This is a genomic window from Bradyrhizobium sp. Gha, from assembly GCF_900113735.1.
Lineage (GTDB): Bacteria > Pseudomonadota > Alphaproteobacteria > Rhizobiales > Xanthobacteraceae > Bradyrhizobium.
This window is the reverse complement of record NZ_FOQM01000012.1, coordinates 1-17,573: the sequence shown is the minus strand read 5'-3', so window position 1 is coordinate 17,573 and position 17,573 is coordinate 1. Positions and strand designations below refer to the sequence as shown.

General features: G+C 63.8%; 20 protein-coding genes and 1 pseudogene. 9 read left to right on the top strand and 12 right to left on the bottom strand.

What is annotated here, in order from left to right:
• Window positions 1–4: 4 nt before the first annotated feature.
• Genes secF through BM222_RS16590 form a run of 4 tightly spaced genes read left to right on the top strand, consistent with a single transcriptional unit; the run spans window position 5 to window position 3,624 of the window.
• On the top strand, window positions 5–1,030 hold the full coding sequence (secF, locus tag BM222_RS16605; protein ID WP_092229328.1) for a protein translocase subunit SecF: 1,026 nt from the start codon (window positions 5–7) through the stop codon (window positions 1,028–1,030).
• A 60-nt stretch (window positions 1,031–1,090) separates the two neighbouring features.
• On the top strand, window positions 1,091–1,474 hold the full coding sequence (locus tag BM222_RS16600) for an Mth938-like domain-containing protein (RefSeq protein ID WP_092229326.1): 384 nt from the start codon (window positions 1,091–1,093) through the stop codon (window positions 1,472–1,474).
• Window positions 1,471–2,334, top strand: a complete 864-nt coding sequence (locus tag BM222_RS16595; protein ID WP_092229323.1) for a phytoene/squalene synthase family protein — start codon at window positions 1,471–1,473, stop codon at window positions 2,332–2,334. Before BM222_RS16600 ends, BM222_RS16595 begins: the two co-directional genes overlap by 4 nt.
• A gap of 45 nt (window positions 2,335–2,379) precedes the next feature.
• Window positions 2,380–3,624, top strand: coding sequence for a threonine ammonia-lyase (locus BM222_RS16590; RefSeq protein ID WP_092229321.1), 1,245 nt, complete (start codon window positions 2,380–2,382; stop codon window positions 3,622–3,624).
• 6 nt (window positions 3,625–3,630) lie between these two features.
• On the opposite strand, the gene BM222_RS16585 is transcribed toward BM222_RS16590, so the two are convergent.
• The 5 genes from BM222_RS16585 to BM222_RS16565 all read right to left on the bottom strand — a co-directional run bounded on the left by BM222_RS16585 (window position 3,631) and on the right by BM222_RS16565 (window position 8,362).
• The gene (locus BM222_RS16585; RefSeq protein WP_092229319.1) at window positions 3,631–4,809 is read right to left on the bottom strand and encodes an aminotransferase class V-fold PLP-dependent enzyme; all 1,179 of its coding nucleotides are present in this window, start codon (window positions 4,807–4,809) and stop codon (window positions 3,631–3,633) included.
• Between the two features lie 94 nt (window positions 4,810–4,903).
• Window positions 4,904–5,461 carry a CAP domain-containing protein gene (locus tag BM222_RS16580; RefSeq protein WP_244547170.1) on the bottom strand — a complete coding sequence of 186 codons (558 nt, stop codon included), beginning with the start codon at window positions 5,459–5,461 and terminating at the stop codon, window positions 4,904–4,906.
• 91 nt (window positions 5,462–5,552) lie between these two features.
• A complete protein-coding gene (locus BM222_RS16575; protein WP_177243265.1) occupies window positions 5,553–6,647 on the bottom strand; it encodes a serine/threonine protein kinase in 1,095 nt (364 codons plus the stop codon).
• 7 nt (window positions 6,648–6,654) lie between these two features.
• Window positions 6,655–8,082 carry a methylenetetrahydrofolate--tRNA-(uracil(54)-C(5))-methyltransferase (FADH(2)-oxidizing) TrmFO gene (trmFO, locus tag BM222_RS16570; RefSeq protein ID WP_092229313.1) on the bottom strand — a complete coding sequence of 476 codons (1,428 nt, stop codon included), beginning with the start codon at window positions 8,080–8,082 and terminating at the stop codon, window positions 6,655–6,657.
• A gap of 127 nt (window positions 8,083–8,209) precedes the next feature.
• Entirely contained in the window at window positions 8,210–8,362 is a 153-nt protein-coding gene (locus BM222_RS16565; protein WP_092229311.1) for a DUF1127 domain-containing protein, read from the bottom strand.
• A gap of 631 nt (window positions 8,363–8,993) precedes the next feature.
• Here BM222_RS16565 and BM222_RS16560 point away from each other — a divergent pair.
• The gene (locus BM222_RS16560) at window positions 8,994–9,320 is read left to right on the top strand and encodes a hypothetical protein (protein ID WP_177243278.1); all 327 of its coding nucleotides are present in this window, start codon (window positions 8,994–8,996) and stop codon (window positions 9,318–9,320) included.
• Window positions 9,321–9,389: 69 nt separating this feature from the next.
• Here BM222_RS16560 and BM222_RS16555 read toward each other — a convergent pair whose 3' ends face one another.
• On the bottom strand, window positions 9,390–10,214 hold the full coding sequence (locus BM222_RS16555; RefSeq protein WP_092229307.1) for a lytic murein transglycosylase: 825 nt from the start codon (window positions 10,212–10,214) through the stop codon (window positions 9,390–9,392).
• A gap of 163 nt (window positions 10,215–10,377) precedes the next feature.
• Window positions 10,378–11,280 (bottom strand): DUF2189 domain-containing protein, encoded by a 903-nt coding sequence (locus BM222_RS16550; RefSeq protein WP_092229305.1) that lies wholly within the window; start codon window positions 11,278–11,280, stop codon window positions 10,378–10,380.
• Window positions 11,281–11,613: 333 nt separating this feature from the next.
• On the opposite strand from BM222_RS16550, the gene BM222_RS16545 reads away from it, so the two are divergent.
• The gene (locus BM222_RS16545) at window positions 11,614–12,027 is read left to right on the top strand and encodes a DUF3597 domain-containing protein (protein WP_092229303.1); all 414 of its coding nucleotides are present in this window, start codon (window positions 11,614–11,616) and stop codon (window positions 12,025–12,027) included.
• 54 nt (window positions 12,028–12,081) lie between these two features.
• Here BM222_RS16545 and BM222_RS16540 read toward each other — a convergent pair whose 3' ends face one another.
• The 4 genes and pseudogenes from BM222_RS16540 to BM222_RS16525 all read right to left on the bottom strand — a co-directional run bounded on the left by BM222_RS16540 (window position 12,082) and on the right by BM222_RS16525 (window position 13,466).
• On the bottom strand, window positions 12,082–12,369 hold the full coding sequence (locus BM222_RS16540) for a GNAT family N-acetyltransferase (RefSeq protein ID WP_092229301.1): 288 nt from the start codon (window positions 12,367–12,369) through the stop codon (window positions 12,082–12,084).
• A 106-nt stretch (window positions 12,370–12,475) separates the two neighbouring features.
• Window positions 12,476–12,751: a GNAT family N-acetyltransferase gene (locus tag BM222_RS16535; RefSeq protein ID WP_092229299.1), complete on the bottom strand. Its 276-nt coding sequence runs from the start codon at window positions 12,749–12,751 to the stop codon at window positions 12,476–12,478.
• Window positions 12,752–12,762: 11 nt separating this feature from the next.
• A pseudogene (locus BM222_RS16530) lies at window positions 12,763–13,003 on the bottom strand (DUF3828 domain-containing protein); the annotation flags it as partial.
• Between the two features lie 148 nt (window positions 13,004–13,151).
• Entirely contained in the window at window positions 13,152–13,466 is a 315-nt protein-coding gene (locus tag BM222_RS16525) for a hypothetical protein (RefSeq protein WP_092229296.1), read from the bottom strand.
• Window positions 13,467–13,645: 179 nt separating this feature from the next.
• On the opposite strand from BM222_RS16525, the gene BM222_RS16520 reads away from it, so the two are divergent.
• The 3 genes from BM222_RS16520 (at window position 13,646) to BM222_RS16510 (ending at window position 16,978) form a co-directional block, all read left to right on the top strand.
• The gene (locus tag BM222_RS16520) at window positions 13,646–15,253 is read left to right on the top strand and encodes an acyl-CoA synthetase (protein WP_092229587.1); all 1,608 of its coding nucleotides are present in this window, start codon (window positions 13,646–13,648) and stop codon (window positions 15,251–15,253) included.
• Between the two features lie 9 nt (window positions 15,254–15,262).
• Window positions 15,263–16,123, top strand: a complete 861-nt coding sequence (locus BM222_RS16515) for a PCC domain-containing protein (RefSeq protein WP_092229294.1) — start codon at window positions 15,263–15,265, stop codon at window positions 16,121–16,123.
• Window positions 16,124–16,210: 87 nt separating this feature from the next.
• Window positions 16,211–16,978, top strand: coding sequence for an AAA family ATPase (locus BM222_RS16510; protein ID WP_092229584.1), 768 nt, complete (start codon window positions 16,211–16,213; stop codon window positions 16,976–16,978).
• 252 nt (window positions 16,979–17,230) lie between these two features.
• Here the strand turns inward: BM222_RS16510 and BM222_RS16500 are convergent.
• The coding region (locus BM222_RS16500) for an IS630 family transposase (protein ID WP_143105954.1) at window positions 17,231–17,573 on the bottom strand (343 nt) is incomplete at its 5' end.

The window sequence follows — 17,573 nt, the reverse complement described above, 5'->3', positions numbered from 1 at the left end:
GACCGTGACCACTACTCAAATCGTTCTCATTTCTCTCGGCGTCCTGATTGCCGTGCTGACCGTGGTCAGCGTGCTCGGCCTCCTGCCGTCGCTGCGCATCGTCCCGGACAACACGCATTTCGACTTCACGCGCTTTCGCCGCATCAGCTTCCCGATCTCGGCCGCGCTGTCGATCGTCGCCATCACGCTGTTCTTCACGCACGGCCTGAACTTCGGCATCGACTTCAAGGGGGGCACCTTGATGGAGGTGCGGGCCAAGTCGGGCTCCGCCGATCTCGCGCAGATGCGCGCGACCCTTGGCAGCCTCGGCCTCGGCGAAGTCCAGCTGCAGCAGTTCGGCAGCGCCGCCGACGTGCTGCTTCGGGTGGCCGAGCAGCCGGGCGGCGACAAGGCCCAGCAGGAAGCGGTGGACAAGGTTCGCGGCGCCCTCGGCGAGTCCGTCGAATACCGCCGCGTCGAGGTGGTGGGCCCGCGCGTCTCCGGCGAGCTGCTGGGGTGGGGCATGGCCGGCCTGATGCTCGCAATCGGCGCGATCCTGGTCTATCTCTGGTTCCGCTTCGAATGGCAGTTCGCGCTCGGCGCCATGATCGCCAACGTGCACGACATCGTGCTGACCATCGGCTTCATGTCGATCAGCCAGGTCGATTTCGACCTGACCAGCATCGCGGCGCTCCTGACCATTCTGGGCTACTCGCTCAACGACACCGTCGTCATCTATGACCGCATCCGTGAAATGCTGCGGCGCTACAAGAAGATGCCGATGCCGCAGCTGCTGAACGAATCCATCAACTCGACGCTGTCGCGCTCGATCATCACCCACTTCACCGTGACGCTGGCGCTGCTGGCGCTGCTGCTGTTCGGCGGTCATGCCATCCACAGCTTCACGGCCGTCATGATGTTCGGCGTGGTGCTGGTCGGTACCTACACCTCGATCTTCATCGCGGCGCCGATTCTGATCTATCTCGGCGTTGGCGAGCATCGCGAGGATGCGAAGGAAACGGCTGCGCCGGCGAAGAAAATCAAGGCATGATCCGAACCGCTTGCCCTCGCATGAGTTTGCGAGGGTAGTCAGCTCATTCGGACGAGGCTCATGGCCGGCGATCCCAACGCTCCCCATTTCCCGCGCTCCGCGCCGATCGAGGCCTATGGCAAGGGCGGCTTTGCCTTCGCCGGCATGTCGCATCGCGGATCGCTGCTCTGCCTGCCCGACGCGATCTGGGCCTGGGACGTGACCGATCCCACCAAGATCGACCGCTATTCGCTGGATCGGGTTTTCGCCGCCGCCAACAGCATCGATACGCTGCTGGTCGGGACCGGAACCGGCGTCTGGCTGCCGCCGCCGCAGCTGCGCCAGGCGCTGAAGGCGGTGAGGGTGGTGCTGGATACGATGCAGACCGGCCCCGCCGTTCGCACCTACAACATCATGATCGGCGAACGGCGCCGCGTCGCGGCTGCGCTGATTGCCGTGCCATGAGCAGCGCTGCGACGCCGGCCGACAGCGTGACCTTCTGCGCCGATCTGGTGCGCAGCCACGACTTTCCACGCTATGCCGCGACGCTGTTTGCACCGGCTGCCGAGCGCCGCGCGCTGCTGGCGCTCTACGCCTTCAATGTCGAGATCGTCCGCGTCCGCGACCAGGTGAGCCAGCCCTTGCCCGGCGAGATCCGCTTTCAATGGTGGACCGATCTGCTCTCGGGCCTTGTCCACGGCAGCGCCGAGGGCAATCCGGTGGCAGCGGAGCTGTTGCGCGCGATCGCCGATTTTGACCTGCCGGTCGAGCCGTTGTCGCTGCTCGTCGACGAGCATCAGTTCGATCTCTACAACGACCCGATGCCGACCATGACGGCGCTCGAGGGCTATCTGGCCGCGACCTCTTCGGCGTTGTTTGTGCTGGCGGCGCGGATCATGGGCGAAGTTTCGGAGGCGGCTGGGCACCTCGCGCGCCACGCGGGGCTGGCGCAGGGCATCGCGCAGGTGATCGCAAACCTGCCACGGGACTCGTCCCATCGCCAATTGTTTCTGCCGCAGCAATTCCTGACCAGCCATGGCTGCGCCACGGAAGATGTGTTCGCCGGCAAGCAGACGCCCAACCTCCATGCCGTGCTGGACCAGCTCATCGGCGAAGCCCGGCAGCATCTGGCGATGGCCTCGTCGCTGCTGGTGCAACTGCCGCCCTCGGTGCGGCCGGCGTTCCTCCCGTTGAGTCAGGCGCGGGCTGATCTCGATCGCCTGTCGCGGCCCGGGCGCAATCCGTTCGCGCCGCAGCCGTTATCGCGGCTACGCGCGCTATGGACGCTGTGGCGGGCGTCACGATCGCGGGAATTTACCAAATAGCATTTGGCTTATCGCCCGGACCGGCCAAATGCTCTATGCTGTCCCATGGCCGACATGTCCCCAACCGCAATCCCCGATCTGGGCGGCTTTCCGGTTACACCGGCTGACGTTCACGCCGCCGCCGCGACCATTCACGGCGCCGTCGTCGATACGCCCTGTAGCTACAGTCGCACGTTGAGCAGCATCTGCGGCTGCGAGCTCTGGCTCAAATTCGAAAACCTTCAATTCACCTCCTCGTTCAAGGAGCGCGGCGCTCTCAATCGCCTCGCTGCGCTGACCGCGGAAGAGCGTGCGCATGGCGTCGTCGCAATGTCGGCAGGCAACCACGCGCAGGGCGTCGCCTATCACGCCAAGCGGCTCGGCATTCCCGCCACGATCGTGATGCCGGTGGGCACGCCGATGGTGAAGGTCGAGAACACCAGGCACCACGGCGCTGAAGTGGTCGTCACGGGGGCGACCCTGGAAGAGGCGGCTGCGTTTGCGCGGAGCCACGGCGAAGCACGTGGCATGATCTTCGTCCATCCCTACGACGATCCGCTTGTCATCGCGGGCCAGGGTACGGTCGGGCTGGAGATGCTCAAGGCCGTGCCGGAGCTCGATACGCTGGTCGTTCCGATCGGCGGAGGCGGCCTGATCAGCGGCATCGCCATCGCCGCGAAATCGATCAAGCGGTCGGTGCGCATTCTCGGCGTCGAGGCCTGGCTCTATCCCTCCATGTACAACGCCATCCACGGCGGCAATCTGCCGGCGCGCGGCGATACGCTTGCCGAAGGCATCGCTGTCAAATCGCCGGGCAAGATCACCAGTGAAATCGTCCGCAGTCTCGTCGACGACATCGCGCTCGTGAACGAAGCCGAGCTCGAACGCGCGGTTGCGACCCTGATCTCGATCGAGAAGACGGTCGTCGAGGGGGCCGGTGCTGCGGGACTTGCGGCGATCATGTCCGATCCCTTGCGCTTTGCCGGCGAGAAGGTCGGGCTTGTGCTGAGCGGCGGCAATATCGACACCCGGCTGATCGCCTCGGTGCTGACGCGGGAGCTCGCGCGCGAGGGACGGCTGACGCAGCTCTCGCTCGATATTCCCGACAGGCCCGGCCAGCTCGCGGCAGTGGCTTCGCTGCTGGCCGAGGCCGGCGCCAACATCATCGAGGTCTCGCACCAGCGGACCTTCTCCGACCTGCCGGCCAAGGCGACGCTGCTGCAGCTCGTCATCGAGACCCGCGACAGTGCGCATCTCGATGAGGTCATGGCCAAGCTGAGCGCCTCCGGACTGAGCGCGCGCTGCACCTGAGCAGCGCTATCGCGCTGCCAGCTCCGCGAGGTGGTCGATCAACCGATCGATCTCGGCTTCCGTGTTGTAGTAATGCGGGGAGGCGCGAACGACCACCGGCAGCGCCCGGACTTCCGCGTCGATGCGGGTGCTCGACGGATGCGAGGCGCCGATGGTGATACCGGCCGCAGCGGCGCTGCTGACGATGGTGTCGGCCTCACGGCCCTCCATCGTGAAGCTGACGATCGCGCCCGGCGCATGACCGAGGTCGCGAATGATGATGCCACTGATCGCGGCGAGACCGCGGCGGAGACGGTCCGCAAGCAAGCGGCAGCGCCGCTCGATCCGGCCGAGGCCGATCGCAAGAGCGTAGTCGACGGCAACGCCGAGGCCAAGCCGGGCCACGTAGTTGTTCTCCCAGGTCTCGAACCGGCGCGCATCGTCGCGGAGCTGATAGCGGTCCCGCGCGACCCAGGGCGCAGCAAAATGGTCGATCATCGGTGGCTCAAGCTGCTGCAGCAGCTCACGGCGGACATAGAGAAAGCCGGTGCCGCGCGGTCCGCGCAGGAATTTGCGACCCGTGGCGGACAGCATGTCACAGCCGATGGCTTCGACATCGACCTGCATCTGGCCGACTGCCTGGCAGGCATCGAGCAGATAGGGAATGCCGTGCGCCTGCGCGATTTTGCCGATTGCCGCGGCGGGATTGACGAGCCCGCCATTGGTCGGAACCCAGGTGATCGCAATCAGCTTCACGCGATGATCGATCATGCGTTCGAGCACATCGACATCGAGCTCGCCGCTTGCGTCGCTCGGCACGATCTCAATGACGGCGCCGGTTCGCTTGGCGACCTGGAGCAACGCGACATAGTTGGCGGCGTATTCGGCCTCGGCGGTCAGAATCCGATCGCCGGCGCGAAACGGCAGCGCATAGAATGCCATCTGCCAGGCCACCGTTGCGTTCTCCATGAGCGCAATCTCGTCCGGTGCGGCGTTCAGCAAGCGCGCGACCGAGCCGTAGACCGCATCGAGCCGGTCAGACTCGCGGTCGGCGGCCGCATAACCTCCGATCTCGCTCTCCAGATCGATATGCTGCTTCATCGCCGAGACGACGGCCGCCGGCATGAGCGCCGCGCCCGCGTTGTGCAGATAGGCAAGCCGGGAGGCCGCCGGCGTGTCGGCACGAAGTCGGTGGATGTCGATCAAGTGGGCCTCCCTCTCGCAATCCTGCTGAATGGATTAGACGCGCTGGGGAGGGCGAGCAAGACGGAGGCCGCGAGGGACGGGCTTGGCGTTCGCTTCAGATGCAGAGGCCGAGCAGCTTGATGTGGCAGTTGCTGGATTTGGGCTTGCTTGCGGGCGCGGTCTCGCGTCTCAGGGCGACCAGCGGTTCGGTATCCTTCTTGCCCTTTCCCGGCTTCGGCTCGTAATCGCCGGCAATCACCATGGCCCAATAGGTCCGCTTGCCGCTGGCATTCTTCGCGCTCGCGATTCCGACTCGGGAGGCGTTGTGGAGCAGCAGGTTCTTGCGGTGCCCGGAGGAGTCGATCCACTGTCCCAGCGTCTTCTCGAAATTGTCGTAGCCATAGGCGATGTTCTCGGCGGCGCGGCCCGCGCCTGACGGTGCGACGCGCTTGTTGAACGGGCCGAGGGCGTCGTGGCTGAGATCATCCTTGGCCGCCATCGCGCGCGCCTGGTCCATGGCAATGCGGTCGAGCGTTGCGTCGCGTATGACGCGGCCCTCGCCATGCTTCAGCCGGAAGCTGGAGATCTGTTCGGCGGCCGACTCGGCCGCCATCACAGGCGCCGCAGTCAGCAGCACCAGACCTGCGATTAGCAGGGGCGCGCGGCGCCTCATGGTCCCCCAACGATTCATTGTTCCCCAAGTCAGCGTGGTCCCCGGCTTCTCTACCGGCATTGTGGACGCTTCAAGGCGCAACGCAGCCCGCCTAACCGGTTGGCAGGTCCGCCTCGAAGTTGAAGCGATCGCGCAGGTTTTTGCGTTGCTCCAGGATGTCCTTCAGGAACGCGCGGTCCTGGTCGTTCCTCATCATCGGCTCGATCAGGTCGAGCTGATTCATCGCGACCAGTTGCAGGACCTCGGTGCGCGGCTTTCCGCTGGTGTCGCGCGGCAACGCGTGCACCACCTGGATGTGTTCCGGCGGCTTTGGCCCCTTGGCGGCCGTGAGCTCGTTCCGCAACTGGCCCTCGAGCGTAGCCTGATCAGCTTCCACAAACGCATAGAGCCCAACACCTGAGCGACGGTCGGCAAAGGCGACGATGGCGGTGTCGCGCACCGCGGGATTCTTGCGGATCAGCTCGGCAAGCACCGGCGCATCGTTGACGAGCCGACGACCGCCGCCCTCGCGGTCGGTGAAGTTGAACAGGCCGCGCGTGATCGCGCGATAGACCTTCTTGCCTGTCACGAGCCACAGGCTGGCGGCAAAGGACTTCTTCGCCAGGACCTTTCGCTCGCGCGGCGTCAGCGCCTCGGGCGCGTAGGTGCGCTTGTGCTTGAGCAGGTGCCGGAGATCTTCATAGGCGAGGATGCGGTAAAGCCGGCCACGCCGCTTGAAGCACGCCGCCAGCTGGAAATCGGTCACATAGGCGCGCCCGTCGCGGCCCATCAGCCAGTTCTGTTCCTTGGCAAGATCGTTGTGGCAGATGCCTGCGCGGCGCAGGCGGCGCAGTACGTCCTTCGCCGAGCGGAAATAGGCGACGTCACCATGCGGCTTTGCCAGATGCAGCGCGACGCCGTCGATGAACCCACGCACCAGCGCGCGGCGACCGGCCCAGAGCAATTCAGGACCGACGTCGAGGCCCTTGGCGAGCGACAGCGCGTGCTTCTCGCGCGCAAACAGATGACGTGCCAGCAGGAACGACCACCAGGGCACTTCATCGAGGCGACGCAGCACCGCCTCGACCTCGCCGTCATCGGCGCGGAAGCGCCCGCGCTCGACGGTCGAGAACACGTCGCGCTTGAGCAACACGCCCTCGGTCCAGCGCGCCGAGAGCACCGCGGCGTCGTTTTTCGGGAGGCTCATCGAAAACTCACGCGGCTGCGGCGATACGCAAATGATCGGCGATCCAGCGATCGAGATCGGCGAGCGCCAAAGCGCTCATGGCTTGCTTCTTGGCCACCGTCTTCTCGTTGCCGCGTAAGCGCGTGCCGTCGGGCTTCTTCGTGGGAGCGCTCGCGAGCGGCGGGAACAAGCCGAAATTGATGTTCATCGGCTGGAACGAGCGCGTGCCCGGTTCGATGGCCTCGATGTGGCCGCCGGTGATGTGGCCGAGCAGCGATCCAAGCGCGGTCGTGCCTGGTGGGCTCGCAAGCGTCTCGCCGCGCGCGTCGGCAGCCGCGTAGAGGCCCGCGATCAGGCCGACGCTGGCGGACTCCACATAGCCTTCGCAGCCCGTCATCTGGCCGGCAAAGCGCAGTCGCGGCTGTGCGCGCAAGCGCAACTGGCCATCGAGCAGCTTTGGCGAGTTGAGGAAGGTGTTGCGGTGCAGCCCGCCGAGACGGGCGAATTCGGCCTTCTCCAGCCCGGGAATGGTGCGGAAGATGCGCTGTTGCTCGCCGTATTTCAGCTTCGTCTGGAAGCCGACGATGTTGTAGAGCGTGCCGAGCTTGTTGTCCTGGCGCAGCTGCACGATCGCATAGGACTTTGTTGTGGGATCGTGCGGATTGGTGAGGCCGACCGGCTTCATCGGCCCGTGGCGCAGCGTCTCGGGCCCACGTTCCGCCATCACCTCGATCGGCAGGCAGCCGTCGAAATAGGGCGTGTTGGTCTCCCATTCCTTGAACTCGGTCTTCTCGCCGCCGATGAGTGCGGCGACGAAGCCGTCATACTGCTCCTTGGTCATGGGGCAGTTGATGTAATCGGCACCGGTACCGCCGGGGCCGACCTTATCGTAGCGCGACTGGAACCATGCCACCGACATGTCGACGGAGTCGCGGTGCACGATCGGCGCGATCGCATCGAAGAAGGCGAGCGCGTTCTCGTCGGTCAACTCGCGGATGGCCTCGGCCAGCGGGGCGGAGGTGAGGGGGCCGGTCGCAATAACGACGTTGCTCCAATCGGCCGGCGGCAGGCCTTTGACCTCGCCGCGGGCGATCTCGATGAGAGGGTGGTCGTTCAGCGCCTTGGTGACCGCTGCGGAGAAGCCGTCGCGGTCGACCGCGAGTGCTCCCCCGGCGGGCACCTGGTTGGCATCGGCCGCGCGCATGATCAGCGAGTCGAGGCGGCGCATTTCGGCGTGCAGCAGGCCGACAGCGTTGTTGGCGGCATCGTCGGAGCGGAACGAATTGGAGCAGACGAGCTCGGCGAACCCGTCGGTTCGGTGCGCCTCGGTCATGCGGTCTGGCCGCATCTCGTGCAGCACGACGGGCACGCCCGATTTGGCCACCTGCCAGGCCGCCTCGGAACCGGCAAGGCCGGCGCCGATGACGTGCACAATATTGGATAGAGATCCTGTCATGGGGCGGACAGGTAGCGCTTTTCAGCGGTGAGTGGAATCGCCGAAATCGAGTTTTCTGCCACCAGATGCGACAACGCCCGCACGAGGCGGGCGCTATCGGTTCGACCGGTGAAGGGCTGAAACGAGATCAGCCCTGGAACTGACCGGCAGCAACACGCGGGATGTCCGAGCGATCAAGGCCGATGTCGGCCAGTTCGCGATCGCTGAGCTGGGACAGCTCGGCAACGTTGCGCTGATAGTCCCGGAAGGCCTGGATCATGCGGATGAGCGAGAGCAGCATTTGTAGTCTCCTGTAGTTCGATTCAGCCTTTGCCGAGGCGTCATCGTTGAAATGAATATAAGTGAGAGTGGTGCGTCGCGAAAGTTCATATGTTGCGATGCAGCTAAGCGAACAACGCATAGCACTAGTAAGGAACGATTAACCCATCGGCACTCGCGTCAAACGCCTGGGTGAGATAGGACGATAATTGGAATAAGTCTCTGCGATGTCATTAGATTATGCGATTTCAATCATGCCGAACCTTGCCGTGGCAGGTTACATTTCGCTGATACGGAGCGCTGCTCAGTCAGCATGTAAACCCAAGTTCGTCATGCGCAACTCACATGAAGTAGGTTTCCAAGATATGAATTAATGTTCATTTCGACGTGATGGATTGCAGCCGCGCCTAAATCTCTGAAGGAGCCCATCCCAAGAATGGCCTTCGGTGCTTCACCTGGTGCCGGACCGCTCCTCCGGTCCAATCTCGAGGCGGCAAGCCATTGTGCGTCGCACACACGCTGAGCGTGCAAGACCTGATTACGAAGTTGTAATGAAAATCAGAAATTTCGCATGCGCCTCTGCGCCGCACGCAACATCACGCGATTCTCGCGGGGAATTTATTGCGGCAAGTTGCCACGTCGGCAGCAAAGTCGTGTTGCGGATTCCCGCGATGTCGCTGGATCTGTCACAAAAACAAGAGAAGGAAAGTAACGTCATGACGAAGTTACTCGGGGTTATCGCCATTGCTGCCGTCGCCTTCGCCGTCGCGCCGGTTCAAGCAACCAAGCACAGCGCGGGTGGCTGCAGCTCGGGCAATCTTGAGAAGACCGAGACTGCGGTCGAAGGGATGCCCGATGGCGACGGCAAGATCGTCGCTCAGAAGGAAGTCGCCTCCGCGCAGGATTCGATGCTCAACGGCAAAATGGGCGCGTGCGGCATACACCTGAACAAGGCGATGCACGCCACCATGGGCAAATAAGAGGGTAGGTCAACGCACTCAAGGGAGGGCCGGTCGCAGGGCGATCGGCCCTATTTGTTTCCCTGCGTCTTAAGGGGCGTGCGCGAGTTGAGTGGCGAAATAGGCCACGGTCTTTGAATAGACCTCGCTCTTGTTCCATTGCTGGAGCACCGCGAAGTTCGGGCTGCCTGGCTGCCAGTCCTTGCCCTTCTGCCAGCCATAGCCGGCGAGATAGTTGGCCGTCGAGGCCAGCACGTCAGGTGCGTTGTGCAACAGGTCCCGCTTGCCGTTGCCGTCGAAATCGACGGCGTACTTCATCCAGGACGACGGCATGAACTGGGTCTGGCCGAGCTCGCCGGCCCAGGCGCCCTTCATCTCGGAGGGCGCGAGATCGCCGCGCTGGACGATGCGCAGCGCATCCATCAGCTCGCCGCGAAACTGCTCGGACCGCCGGCAATCATAGGCCAGCGTCGCCAGCGAGCGGATCGTCGCGAACTTGCCGGTGTTGACGCCGAAATCGGTCTCCAGACCCCAGATCGCGACCAGGATCTCGCCGGGCACACCATAGGTCTGCTCAATGCGCGACAGCACCGAGCCGTATTGTTTCATCATGTTGGAGCCGCGTGTCATCCGCGGCGGCACCATGCGGCCGGAAAATTCTTCAAAGGTCTGGGTGAAGACCTTTTGCGACTTGTCGCGGTTGAGGACGCTCTGGTCCAGCGTGACGCCGGCTAGTCCGGCGGTGATGGCCTGTTGCGAAATGCCCTTGGCCGCGGCCTCGGTTTTGAAGTCCGCAAGCCAGGCGTCGAAATTGCCCGAACCACAGGCGACCGCGGCCAGAGCGGGCTCGACGAATACGATTGAGGCTGAGAGGACGAGGGCTGCAAGCGTGAGACGAGAATTCGTCAGGGTCATCAGAGGTAATTGATTCCGTGAAGTGACATGACCGGCGAAGTAATGTCGGATGTAACCGCGGCCAAAGCAAGGCGCATGGCAGTCAGCCGCTCCAGCCCGGGGGACGGGGCAGGAGGGGCTGTAGCAATATCGTCAGACGCTTCTTCTTGCCGAGGCGTCCGTTCTATTCCCTGTTCCGCCACGGGAAGAGGTTAGCAGGGAAATCGGCCGCGGGCTTGCGCGGGCGCTGCGGCGGCGGCGGCACCGGCCGTGCACCGGGCTCGGAGACAATGACCTTGCGGTAGAGATGCCAGCTGGCGTGACCGAGGAGGGGGATGACGACGGCAAGGCCGAGGAACGCGGGGATCGTGCCGAGCGCCAGCAGCACCGCGACGATCAGGCCCCAGGCCGCCATCGGCACCGGGTTCTTGGCGACGACGCGGAGCGACGTGACCATCGCCTCCAGCGCGCCGGCATGGCGGTCGAGCATCAGCGGGAATGATACGGCGCTGATGCAGAGCGCGGCGAGCGCAAACAGGAAGCCCGTGCCGCAGCCGATCAGGATCAGCCACCAGCCCTGCGATGTCGTCAGCACGCGCGTCACGAAATCCGAGATTCCGGTGACACCCTCATAGCCGAACGCCGCCACATAGATCGCCTGCGCAGTCGCGACCCAGGTCACAAACAAGGCGAGCAGCAGCGTACCGAGGCCAAGCATGGCGCCGAAGGAGGGCGATCGCAGCACGTCCAGCGCATCCCAGGCGCTGGCTTCCTCATGGCGCTCACGACGGCTCGAGAGCTCGTAGAGGCCGAGCGCTGCGAACGGGCCGATCAGGGCGAAACCCGCCGCCAATGGAAACAGCAGCGGTATGACCGAATAGCCCATCGCCACGCGGGCGAGCACGAGGCCCAGCACCGGATAGATCACACAGAGGATGATGGCGTGGCTTGGAACGGCCTTGAAATCTTCCCAACCGCGCTTGAGCGCGTCGTGCAGGTCGGACAGTTGGATGGTTCGGATGATCGGTCCGGCCGCGTTTGCGGTCCGGCCCACCGTGGGGACATTGCCCTGGTAGAGTGTGGCCATGGTCGGCTTGCTCCCTTGCCATGCAGCCGAATTCGGCGCCGACAACGGCGCAAGCGGCCGCTCTTCTGAGTTTCACGATGTCAACCAGACGCGAATTCCGGACGGCATCGCGAGCTGAACGAGAAGCGTACGCCTATTTCCGAGTCCTGTCCCTCACGCTTGGGTGAAAATCGATGCCGCAGTGCAACCCCGATGACGTCATCCGGTCGTCATTTCGCCGCAGATAAGCTCATGCTGTTTGTTGGTTCGCAGGGACTTGGCGGGCGCGACAACGTAACTTCGTCTATAAGTGTCACTCAGGACCTTACAGCGGATCCTTTTCGGGGAACAGACATGAGCATTTTCGGGAAAATCATGGGCGCGATCTTCGGCAGCCACGCGGCTTCCGGTACGTCCGCCGGCGGCGCACCCGCGGGCAGCGCGCCGGCAGGAGGCTCGCCAGGCGCATCGGCGCCGGCGTCTGCACCCGCATCCGCGCCTCCGGCAACTGTCGATGTCGCTGCGATCGTTGATGCGGCCGCCGCCGCGCACAAGGGCGAGAAGCTCGAATGGCGCACCTCGATCGTCGACCTGATGAAGGCGCTCGACGTCGATTCGAGCCTTGCCGCGCGCAAGGATCTCGCCAAGGAGCTCGGCTACACCGGCGACATGAACGACTCCGCCAGCATGAATGTCTGGTTGCACAAGCAGGTGATGTCCAAGCTCGCCGCCAATGGCGGCAAGCTGCCGCCGGAAATCAAGCACTGACCGATTACCATTGGTCAATGCTCAAGGGCCCGCGAACTCGCGGGCCCTTTTCGGTCAGGCGACGAGATCGGCGTCCTCCGGATGCTTGTCGAGATAGTCGACGACGAAGCCGCAGCCCGCGATAACCTTGTGGCCGTCGTGGCGGATCAGCTCGAGTGCGCCCTTGATCAGCTCCGACGCAATACCGCGGCCGCGCAATGCACGTGGCGTCTCGGTGTGGGTGATGATGACGGCAGTGGGCGTCAGGCGGTAATTGGCGAAGGCCAGCTCGTGACCAGTCCCCTGGCCGACATCGAGCTCGAAGCGGCTCCTGTCCTTGTTGTCCCGAACCGCTGTTGCCATGGCTGACCCTTCCGAAGCGATGCTTGTTCCCTGATCGAGGCGCCTGAACCCTGTCCACTTCTTTTTGGGGCGAAGATGAAGATCAGGGCTCCTCGCAATCAGGAGGTTAGACCTTCACCAGGTCCTGATAGTCCGGATGCTTCTCGATCCAGGCTCTCACGAACGGGCATTCCGGGATCAGCTTCAAGCCGCTGGCGCGGACCTGGTCGAGCGCGCCTTGCACCAGCTTTGAGCCGACGCCTTTGCCGCCGAGCTCTTTCGGCACGTCGGTATGCTCGAATGTGATGACATCGCCGTCGAGCTTGTAGTGCTCGGTCGCGAGATGGCCTTCCACCTCGAGCTCATAGCGGTGATGAGCCCTGTTGTTGATCACGTCGGTCATGATATCTCCGCTCAATTTTTCAGTGCGTCCGTCAGCATCTTGCGGATCGACCAGCCTTCGCCGTCGGAGGAACCCTTGATGTCGTCGATCTTCCAGCTGTTGGCCTCTCGCACGAAGTCATAACGCACGATCTGGTCGGCAGGTTTGCGGTCGTTGCGGCGGCCTCACCGCCAGCGTCGCCTTGTCGGCCTCGGTCTTCTCCGCGTCAACCTTCAACGACTTCACGTCGGGTTCCTGCGAATTGGTGACGGGACGGGCTTGGCGGCGGCGAAGACAGAGGCGGCAATTAGGCTGCGGCGGGTGAGCATGGATCGTCCCTCAGATGATGGCGAGCGACCATAGGCCGGAACGGCTGATGTCAACGCTATATCCCTGTAGACCGACCCAAGCGGGGTTCGGTTCAATCGGCCGCTTTGGCAAGCCGCGGATCGTCCGGCTGTGGCTTTGCACGAAGGCAGCCCTGGCAGATGACGAGCGAACGATTGACCTTGGCGTCCTGCTCGGCATCGTTGCCGTCGCTCTCCGACTGGGCAGCGGCGCGCGTTGCCCGTGAAGGGCCGGGAGTTGAGTGCGGCCGATTGGGGTCCTGACCCGCGCCATCCCAGGCATAGCGCCCGGGCGTAAAGGCGGGATCGGAGGCCAACTGCGCTTGCGGTGCGACAGCACAGCCGGCAAGCGCCAACGACAACAGCAGGAACGCGGGCGCTTTGACCATGATGCGGCACTCTGTACGCGAGGACTGATGCAGGTTGCGCCGATCATGTTTAAAATTCCCTGAACCACCGCAAGGATGACGGCGGCTTGGCGGCCTTGCGAGGCCGTTCTCGATGGCGATAAATGGGCCGCAATATCGGGGAAGGCCAGCGTGCCATCCGCTATCGAAGAGGAAGCCCCATGCAGCCGCTCCGCATGTCCCGCCGTGTCATGAATCTCGCTCATATGCTGACGCAGAATGCGCGGCGTCATGGATCTCGGCCCGGGTTCGTCTGGGGACACAAATCCTGGACCTGGCGCGAGATCGATGCGCAGGTCTCGGCACTGGCTGCCGCACTTGCTGCGCGCGGCATCGCCAAGGGTGATCGCATCCTCGTCCATTCCAAGAATGGCGACGAGATGTTCGTCTCGATGTTCGCGGCATTCCGGCTCGGCGCGGTCTGGGTGCCGACCAATTTCCGCTTGATGCCGGACGAGGTGGCCTATCTTGGACAGGCCTCCGGCGCGAAGGCGTTTCTGTGCCATGTCGATTTCCCTGAGCATGTGGCAGCGGTGAAGGGCGGCGCGCTGGAATTCACCTGGTGTATCGACGGCAAGGCCTCGTTCGGCGAGACGTCGGTGGCGGACGCCATCGCCTCGCAGGGCGGAGCTGTGGTCGAGAATGTCGCAGTCGAGCATGACGATCCCTGCTGGTTCTTCTTCACCTCAGGCACCACCGGCCGCTCCAAGGCCGCGGTGCTGACCCACGGCCAGATGGGCTTTGTCGTCACCAACCATCTTGCCGATCTCACCCCCGGCGTCACGGAAGCCGATGCGTCGCTGGTGGTGGCGCCGCTGTCGCATGGCGCCGGCGTGCATCAACTGGTGCAGACCGCGCGCGGCGTCTGCACCGTGCTGCTGCCGACCGAGAAATTCGATATCGACGAGGCGTACCGCCTGATCGAAAAGCATCGCATCGCCAATCTGTTCACGGTGCCGACGATCCTCAAGATGATGGTCGAGCACCCCGCGGCCGACAAATACGATCATTCCTCGCTGCGCCACGTGATCTACGCGGGCGCGCCGATGTATCGCGAGGACCAGAAGGCTGCGCTGAAAAAGCTCGGGAAGGTCATCGTGCAGTATTTCGGCCTCGGCGAGGTCACCGGCAACATCACCGTGCTGCCGGCGGCGCTGCATGATCCCGAGGACGGGCCGCACGCCAAGATCGGCACCTGCGGCTTCGAGCGCACCGGCATGCAGGTCTCGATCCAGGACGACGAGGGCCGCGAGCTCAGTGCGAACCAGAGCGGCGAGATCTGCGTGATCGGTCCTGCGGTGCTTGCCGGCTATTACGACAACCCCGAGGCCAATGCGAAGGCGTTCCGCAACGGCTGGTTCCGCACTGGCGATCTCGGCCACATGGACGAGGAGGGGTTCCTCTACATCACCGGTCGCGCTTCGGACATGTACATCTCGGGCGGCTCCAACATCTATCCGCGCGAGATCGAGGAGAAGATCTTGACACATCCCGCGGTCGGCGAAGTCGCCGTGCTCGGCGTGCCCGATGCGACCTGGGGCGAGGTCGGCGTCGCCATCTGTGTGGCGCGTGACGGCGAGAAGGCCGTGAGCGAAGCGGAGCTGGCGGCGTTTCTGTCGCCGAAGGTGCCGCGCTACAAGATGCCGAAGCGCTTCTTCTTCTGGGAGGCGTTGCCGAAATCCGGCTATGGCAAGGTGCCGAAACGCATGGTGCGCGATGAGCTGGAGGCGCGCGGGCTGCTCGACCTCGACAAATCGAAGACAGGCTGAGCGCTGATCATGCGGAGCATCAAGCAGCCGGGCGCGCCCGTCACCGAGCGTATCCAATGGGTGGTGGCGAGGGGCCGCGCCTTTTCGTTCAGGCTTCAGGCTGGTCTGCCGCTGCTCGAAGCCGCGCGCCGCGGTTTTGCCGCGGAAGGCTTTGCGAGCGGCGTGCTGAATTTCGGCCACGGCGCGCTCGGACCGTTCGGCTATGTGATGCCGGCGCTGTCGAAGACCGGCGAGAATGCGGCGTTCTATAGCGACACGCACCGGCCCGCGGGCGTGACGCGCACCCGGCTCGGCAGCATGACGCTGGGCGAGCGCGACGGCGCGCCGTTCTTTCATTGCCACGGCCTGTGGACGGAAGCGGATGGCAAGGCGAGCGGCGGCCACATGCTGCCGGACCAGACGATCGTGGCCGAACCATTCGAGGTCCGGGCGTTTGGCCTTGAGGGCGCGATGTTTCGTGCTGAGCCTGACCCGGAGACGAATTTCAAGCTGTTCGGACCGGTCGCCACAGCGAGCACCGGCGCGCGCACGACCAGCCGTGCCTTCGCGCTGCGGCTGCGGCCCAACCAGGATTTCGCTTTGTGCCTCGAAGCCTTTTGCAAGGCGCATGGCATAGCGCGCGCAAGGATCCACGGCGGCGTCGGTTCGACCATCGGCGCACGCTTCACCCATGGTGGCGTCACCGAACCGTTTGCGACGGAGCTTGCGATATCGGCCGGGACAATCGCGCCTGACGCCTCCGGCGCGCTGCAAACCGCGCTGGACGTCGCCTTGATCGACTACAGCGGCGGCATCGCCGAGGGCCGGCTGATCCGGGGCGACAATCCCGTGTTGATGACGATGGAGCTGGTGCTGGAGGCGCTGGAGTAGCTTCCGTGCCCAAGTGCCGTGCGAGATACCCCTATCCAATTCCAATGTTCCTGATATGTTCCGTGTATCGGGATGCGGAGGCTGGCGATGGCGCGGAGAGGCAATCGGACAATCAACCTACCTGCGCCATATCTGAAACGGGTCTGGCTCGATCCATCGCAAGTTCGCGATCGCGAGGCCTATCCATTTTGCCTGCCGATCTTTCCGGATGATTTCGAGCTCAATTTCGAGACACCGATCACGATCATCGTTGGAGAGAACGGCACGGGGAAGTCGACGATCCTCGAGGGCATTGCAGCACTCGCCGGCTACGACGACGCCGGTGGAGGCAAGGGCTACATGCCGGTGGATCACTCCGAGGCGCGCGAGAAGATGGGCGGCCAGCTCTCCAGGGCCTTGCGCGCGAGCTGGCTTCCGAAGATCACCAACGGCTGGTTCTTTCGCGCCGAGAGCTTTTTCTCGGTCGCGCGATATCTGGACAAGGCTGCGCGTGATGCTGGTCAGGCTGGTCCCGATTTCCTGTCGCACTCCCATGGCGAAGGCTTCCTGCGCTTTTTTGAGGAGCGCTGCCAGCGCCAGGGCATCTTCATCTTCGACGAACCGGAATCCGCGTTGTCGCCGGCGCGTCAGATCGAATTTTTGAAGCTGCTGCAGCGCATGGAAGACTCCCGCATCTGCCAGGTCATCATGGCGACCCATTCGCCGATGCTGATGGCTTATCCAAATGCGCGGTTGCTGCGGCTCGGGAAGTACGGGCTGGAGCCGACGAGCGTGGAGGAGACCGATCATTACAGGGTGATGCGCGAATTCTGCGACGATCCGCGCGGGTTCGTGGAGGCGATGCTGGCGGAATAGGCGACGGACGGACGTCGCGGATACGCGCTCTCTCCGTCGTCATTGCGAGCAAAGCGGAGCAATCCAGAATCGCTCCGCGGAGAGACGCTGGATTGCTTCGTCGCAAGGGCTCCTCGCAATGACGGAGTGTGGGGTGACACGGTCGTTCTCCAACTCGCATCTGTCTTGCAGACACGTTTTGGCATCCTCGCGACACACATGCCCGCGACGATCACGATAGCGCCCCTCGGCCGGGTTGCGCTCTAGAGCGTTTCACATTTTGACGGAAGCATAACCTGCGTTGGCGAAGTAGTTGGCGCATTCGCGAGGCTGGATGCCCTGGATGAGGTGACCGATGTGGCGCCAAGTGTCCTCGATGGTGCGCTTCTGAGCTTGCCGCATCCAGTGTTTGATCTTGGAGAATGCCTGTTCGATCGGGTTGAGGTCGGGCGAGTATGGCGGCAGGTACCAGAGCCTGGCGCCAGCAGCTTGGATCATTTGCCTGACAGCTTTCGACTTGTGGCTTCCGAGATTGTCGAGAATGACGATGTCGCCTTCGCGCAGGGTTGGCAGGAGAACGTGCTTCACATAAGCGCAGAAGCATTCGCCGTTGATC

What these genes read in the sequence shown, in the direction of transcription:
- BM222_RS16580 (WP_244547170.1), bottom strand. Translation starts at nt 5,461, where the DNA reads ATGAGGCGCCGCGCGCCCCTGCTAATCGCAGGTCTGGTGCTGCTGACT.
- BM222_RS16520 (WP_092229587.1), top strand. Translation starts at nt 13,646, where the DNA reads ATGCAGCCGCTCCGCATGTCCCGCCGTGTCATGAATCTCGCTCATATG.
- trmFO (WP_092229313.1), bottom strand. Translation starts at nt 8,082, where the DNA reads ATGACAGGATCTCTATCCAATATTGTGCACGTCATCGGCGCCGGCCTT.
- BM222_RS16510 (WP_092229584.1), top strand. Translation starts at nt 16,211, where the DNA reads ATGGCGCGGAGAGGCAATCGGACAATCAACCTACCTGCGCCATATCTG.
- BM222_RS16540 (WP_092229301.1), bottom strand. Translation starts at nt 12,369, where the DNA reads ATGGCAACAGCGGTTCGGGACAACAAGGACAGGAGCCGCTTCGAGCTC.
- BM222_RS16575 (WP_177243265.1), bottom strand. Translation starts at nt 6,647, where the DNA reads ATGAGCCTCCCGAAAAACGACGCCGCGGTGCTCTCGGCGCGCTGGACC.
- BM222_RS16565 (WP_092229311.1), bottom strand. Translation starts at nt 8,362, where the DNA reads ATGCTGCTCTCGCTCATCCGCATGATCCAGGCCTTCCGGGACTATCAG.
- BM222_RS16555 (WP_092229307.1), bottom strand. Translation starts at nt 10,214, where the DNA reads ATGACCCTGACGAATTCTCGTCTCACGCTTGCAGCCCTCGTCCTCTCA.
- BM222_RS16600 (WP_092229326.1), top strand. Translation starts at nt 1,091, where the DNA reads ATGGCCGGCGATCCCAACGCTCCCCATTTCCCGCGCTCCGCGCCGATC.
- BM222_RS16545 (WP_092229303.1), top strand. Translation starts at nt 11,614, where the DNA reads ATGAGCATTTTCGGGAAAATCATGGGCGCGATCTTCGGCAGCCACGCG.
- BM222_RS16515 (WP_092229294.1), top strand. Translation starts at nt 15,263, where the DNA reads ATGCGGAGCATCAAGCAGCCGGGCGCGCCCGTCACCGAGCGTATCCAA.
- BM222_RS16525 (WP_092229296.1), bottom strand. Translation starts at nt 13,466, where the DNA reads ATGGTCAAAGCGCCCGCGTTCCTGCTGTTGTCGTTGGCGCTTGCCGGC.
- BM222_RS16550 (WP_092229305.1), bottom strand. Translation starts at nt 11,280, where the DNA reads ATGGCCACACTCTACCAGGGCAATGTCCCCACGGTGGGCCGGACCGCA.
- BM222_RS16535 (WP_092229299.1), bottom strand. Translation starts at nt 12,751, where the DNA reads ATGACCGACGTGATCAACAACAGGGCTCATCACCGCTATGAGCTCGAG.
- BM222_RS16590 (WP_092229321.1), top strand. Translation starts at nt 2,380, where the DNA reads ATGGCCGACATGTCCCCAACCGCAATCCCCGATCTGGGCGGCTTTCCG.
- BM222_RS16595 (WP_092229323.1), top strand. Translation starts at nt 1,471, where the DNA reads ATGAGCAGCGCTGCGACGCCGGCCGACAGCGTGACCTTCTGCGCCGAT.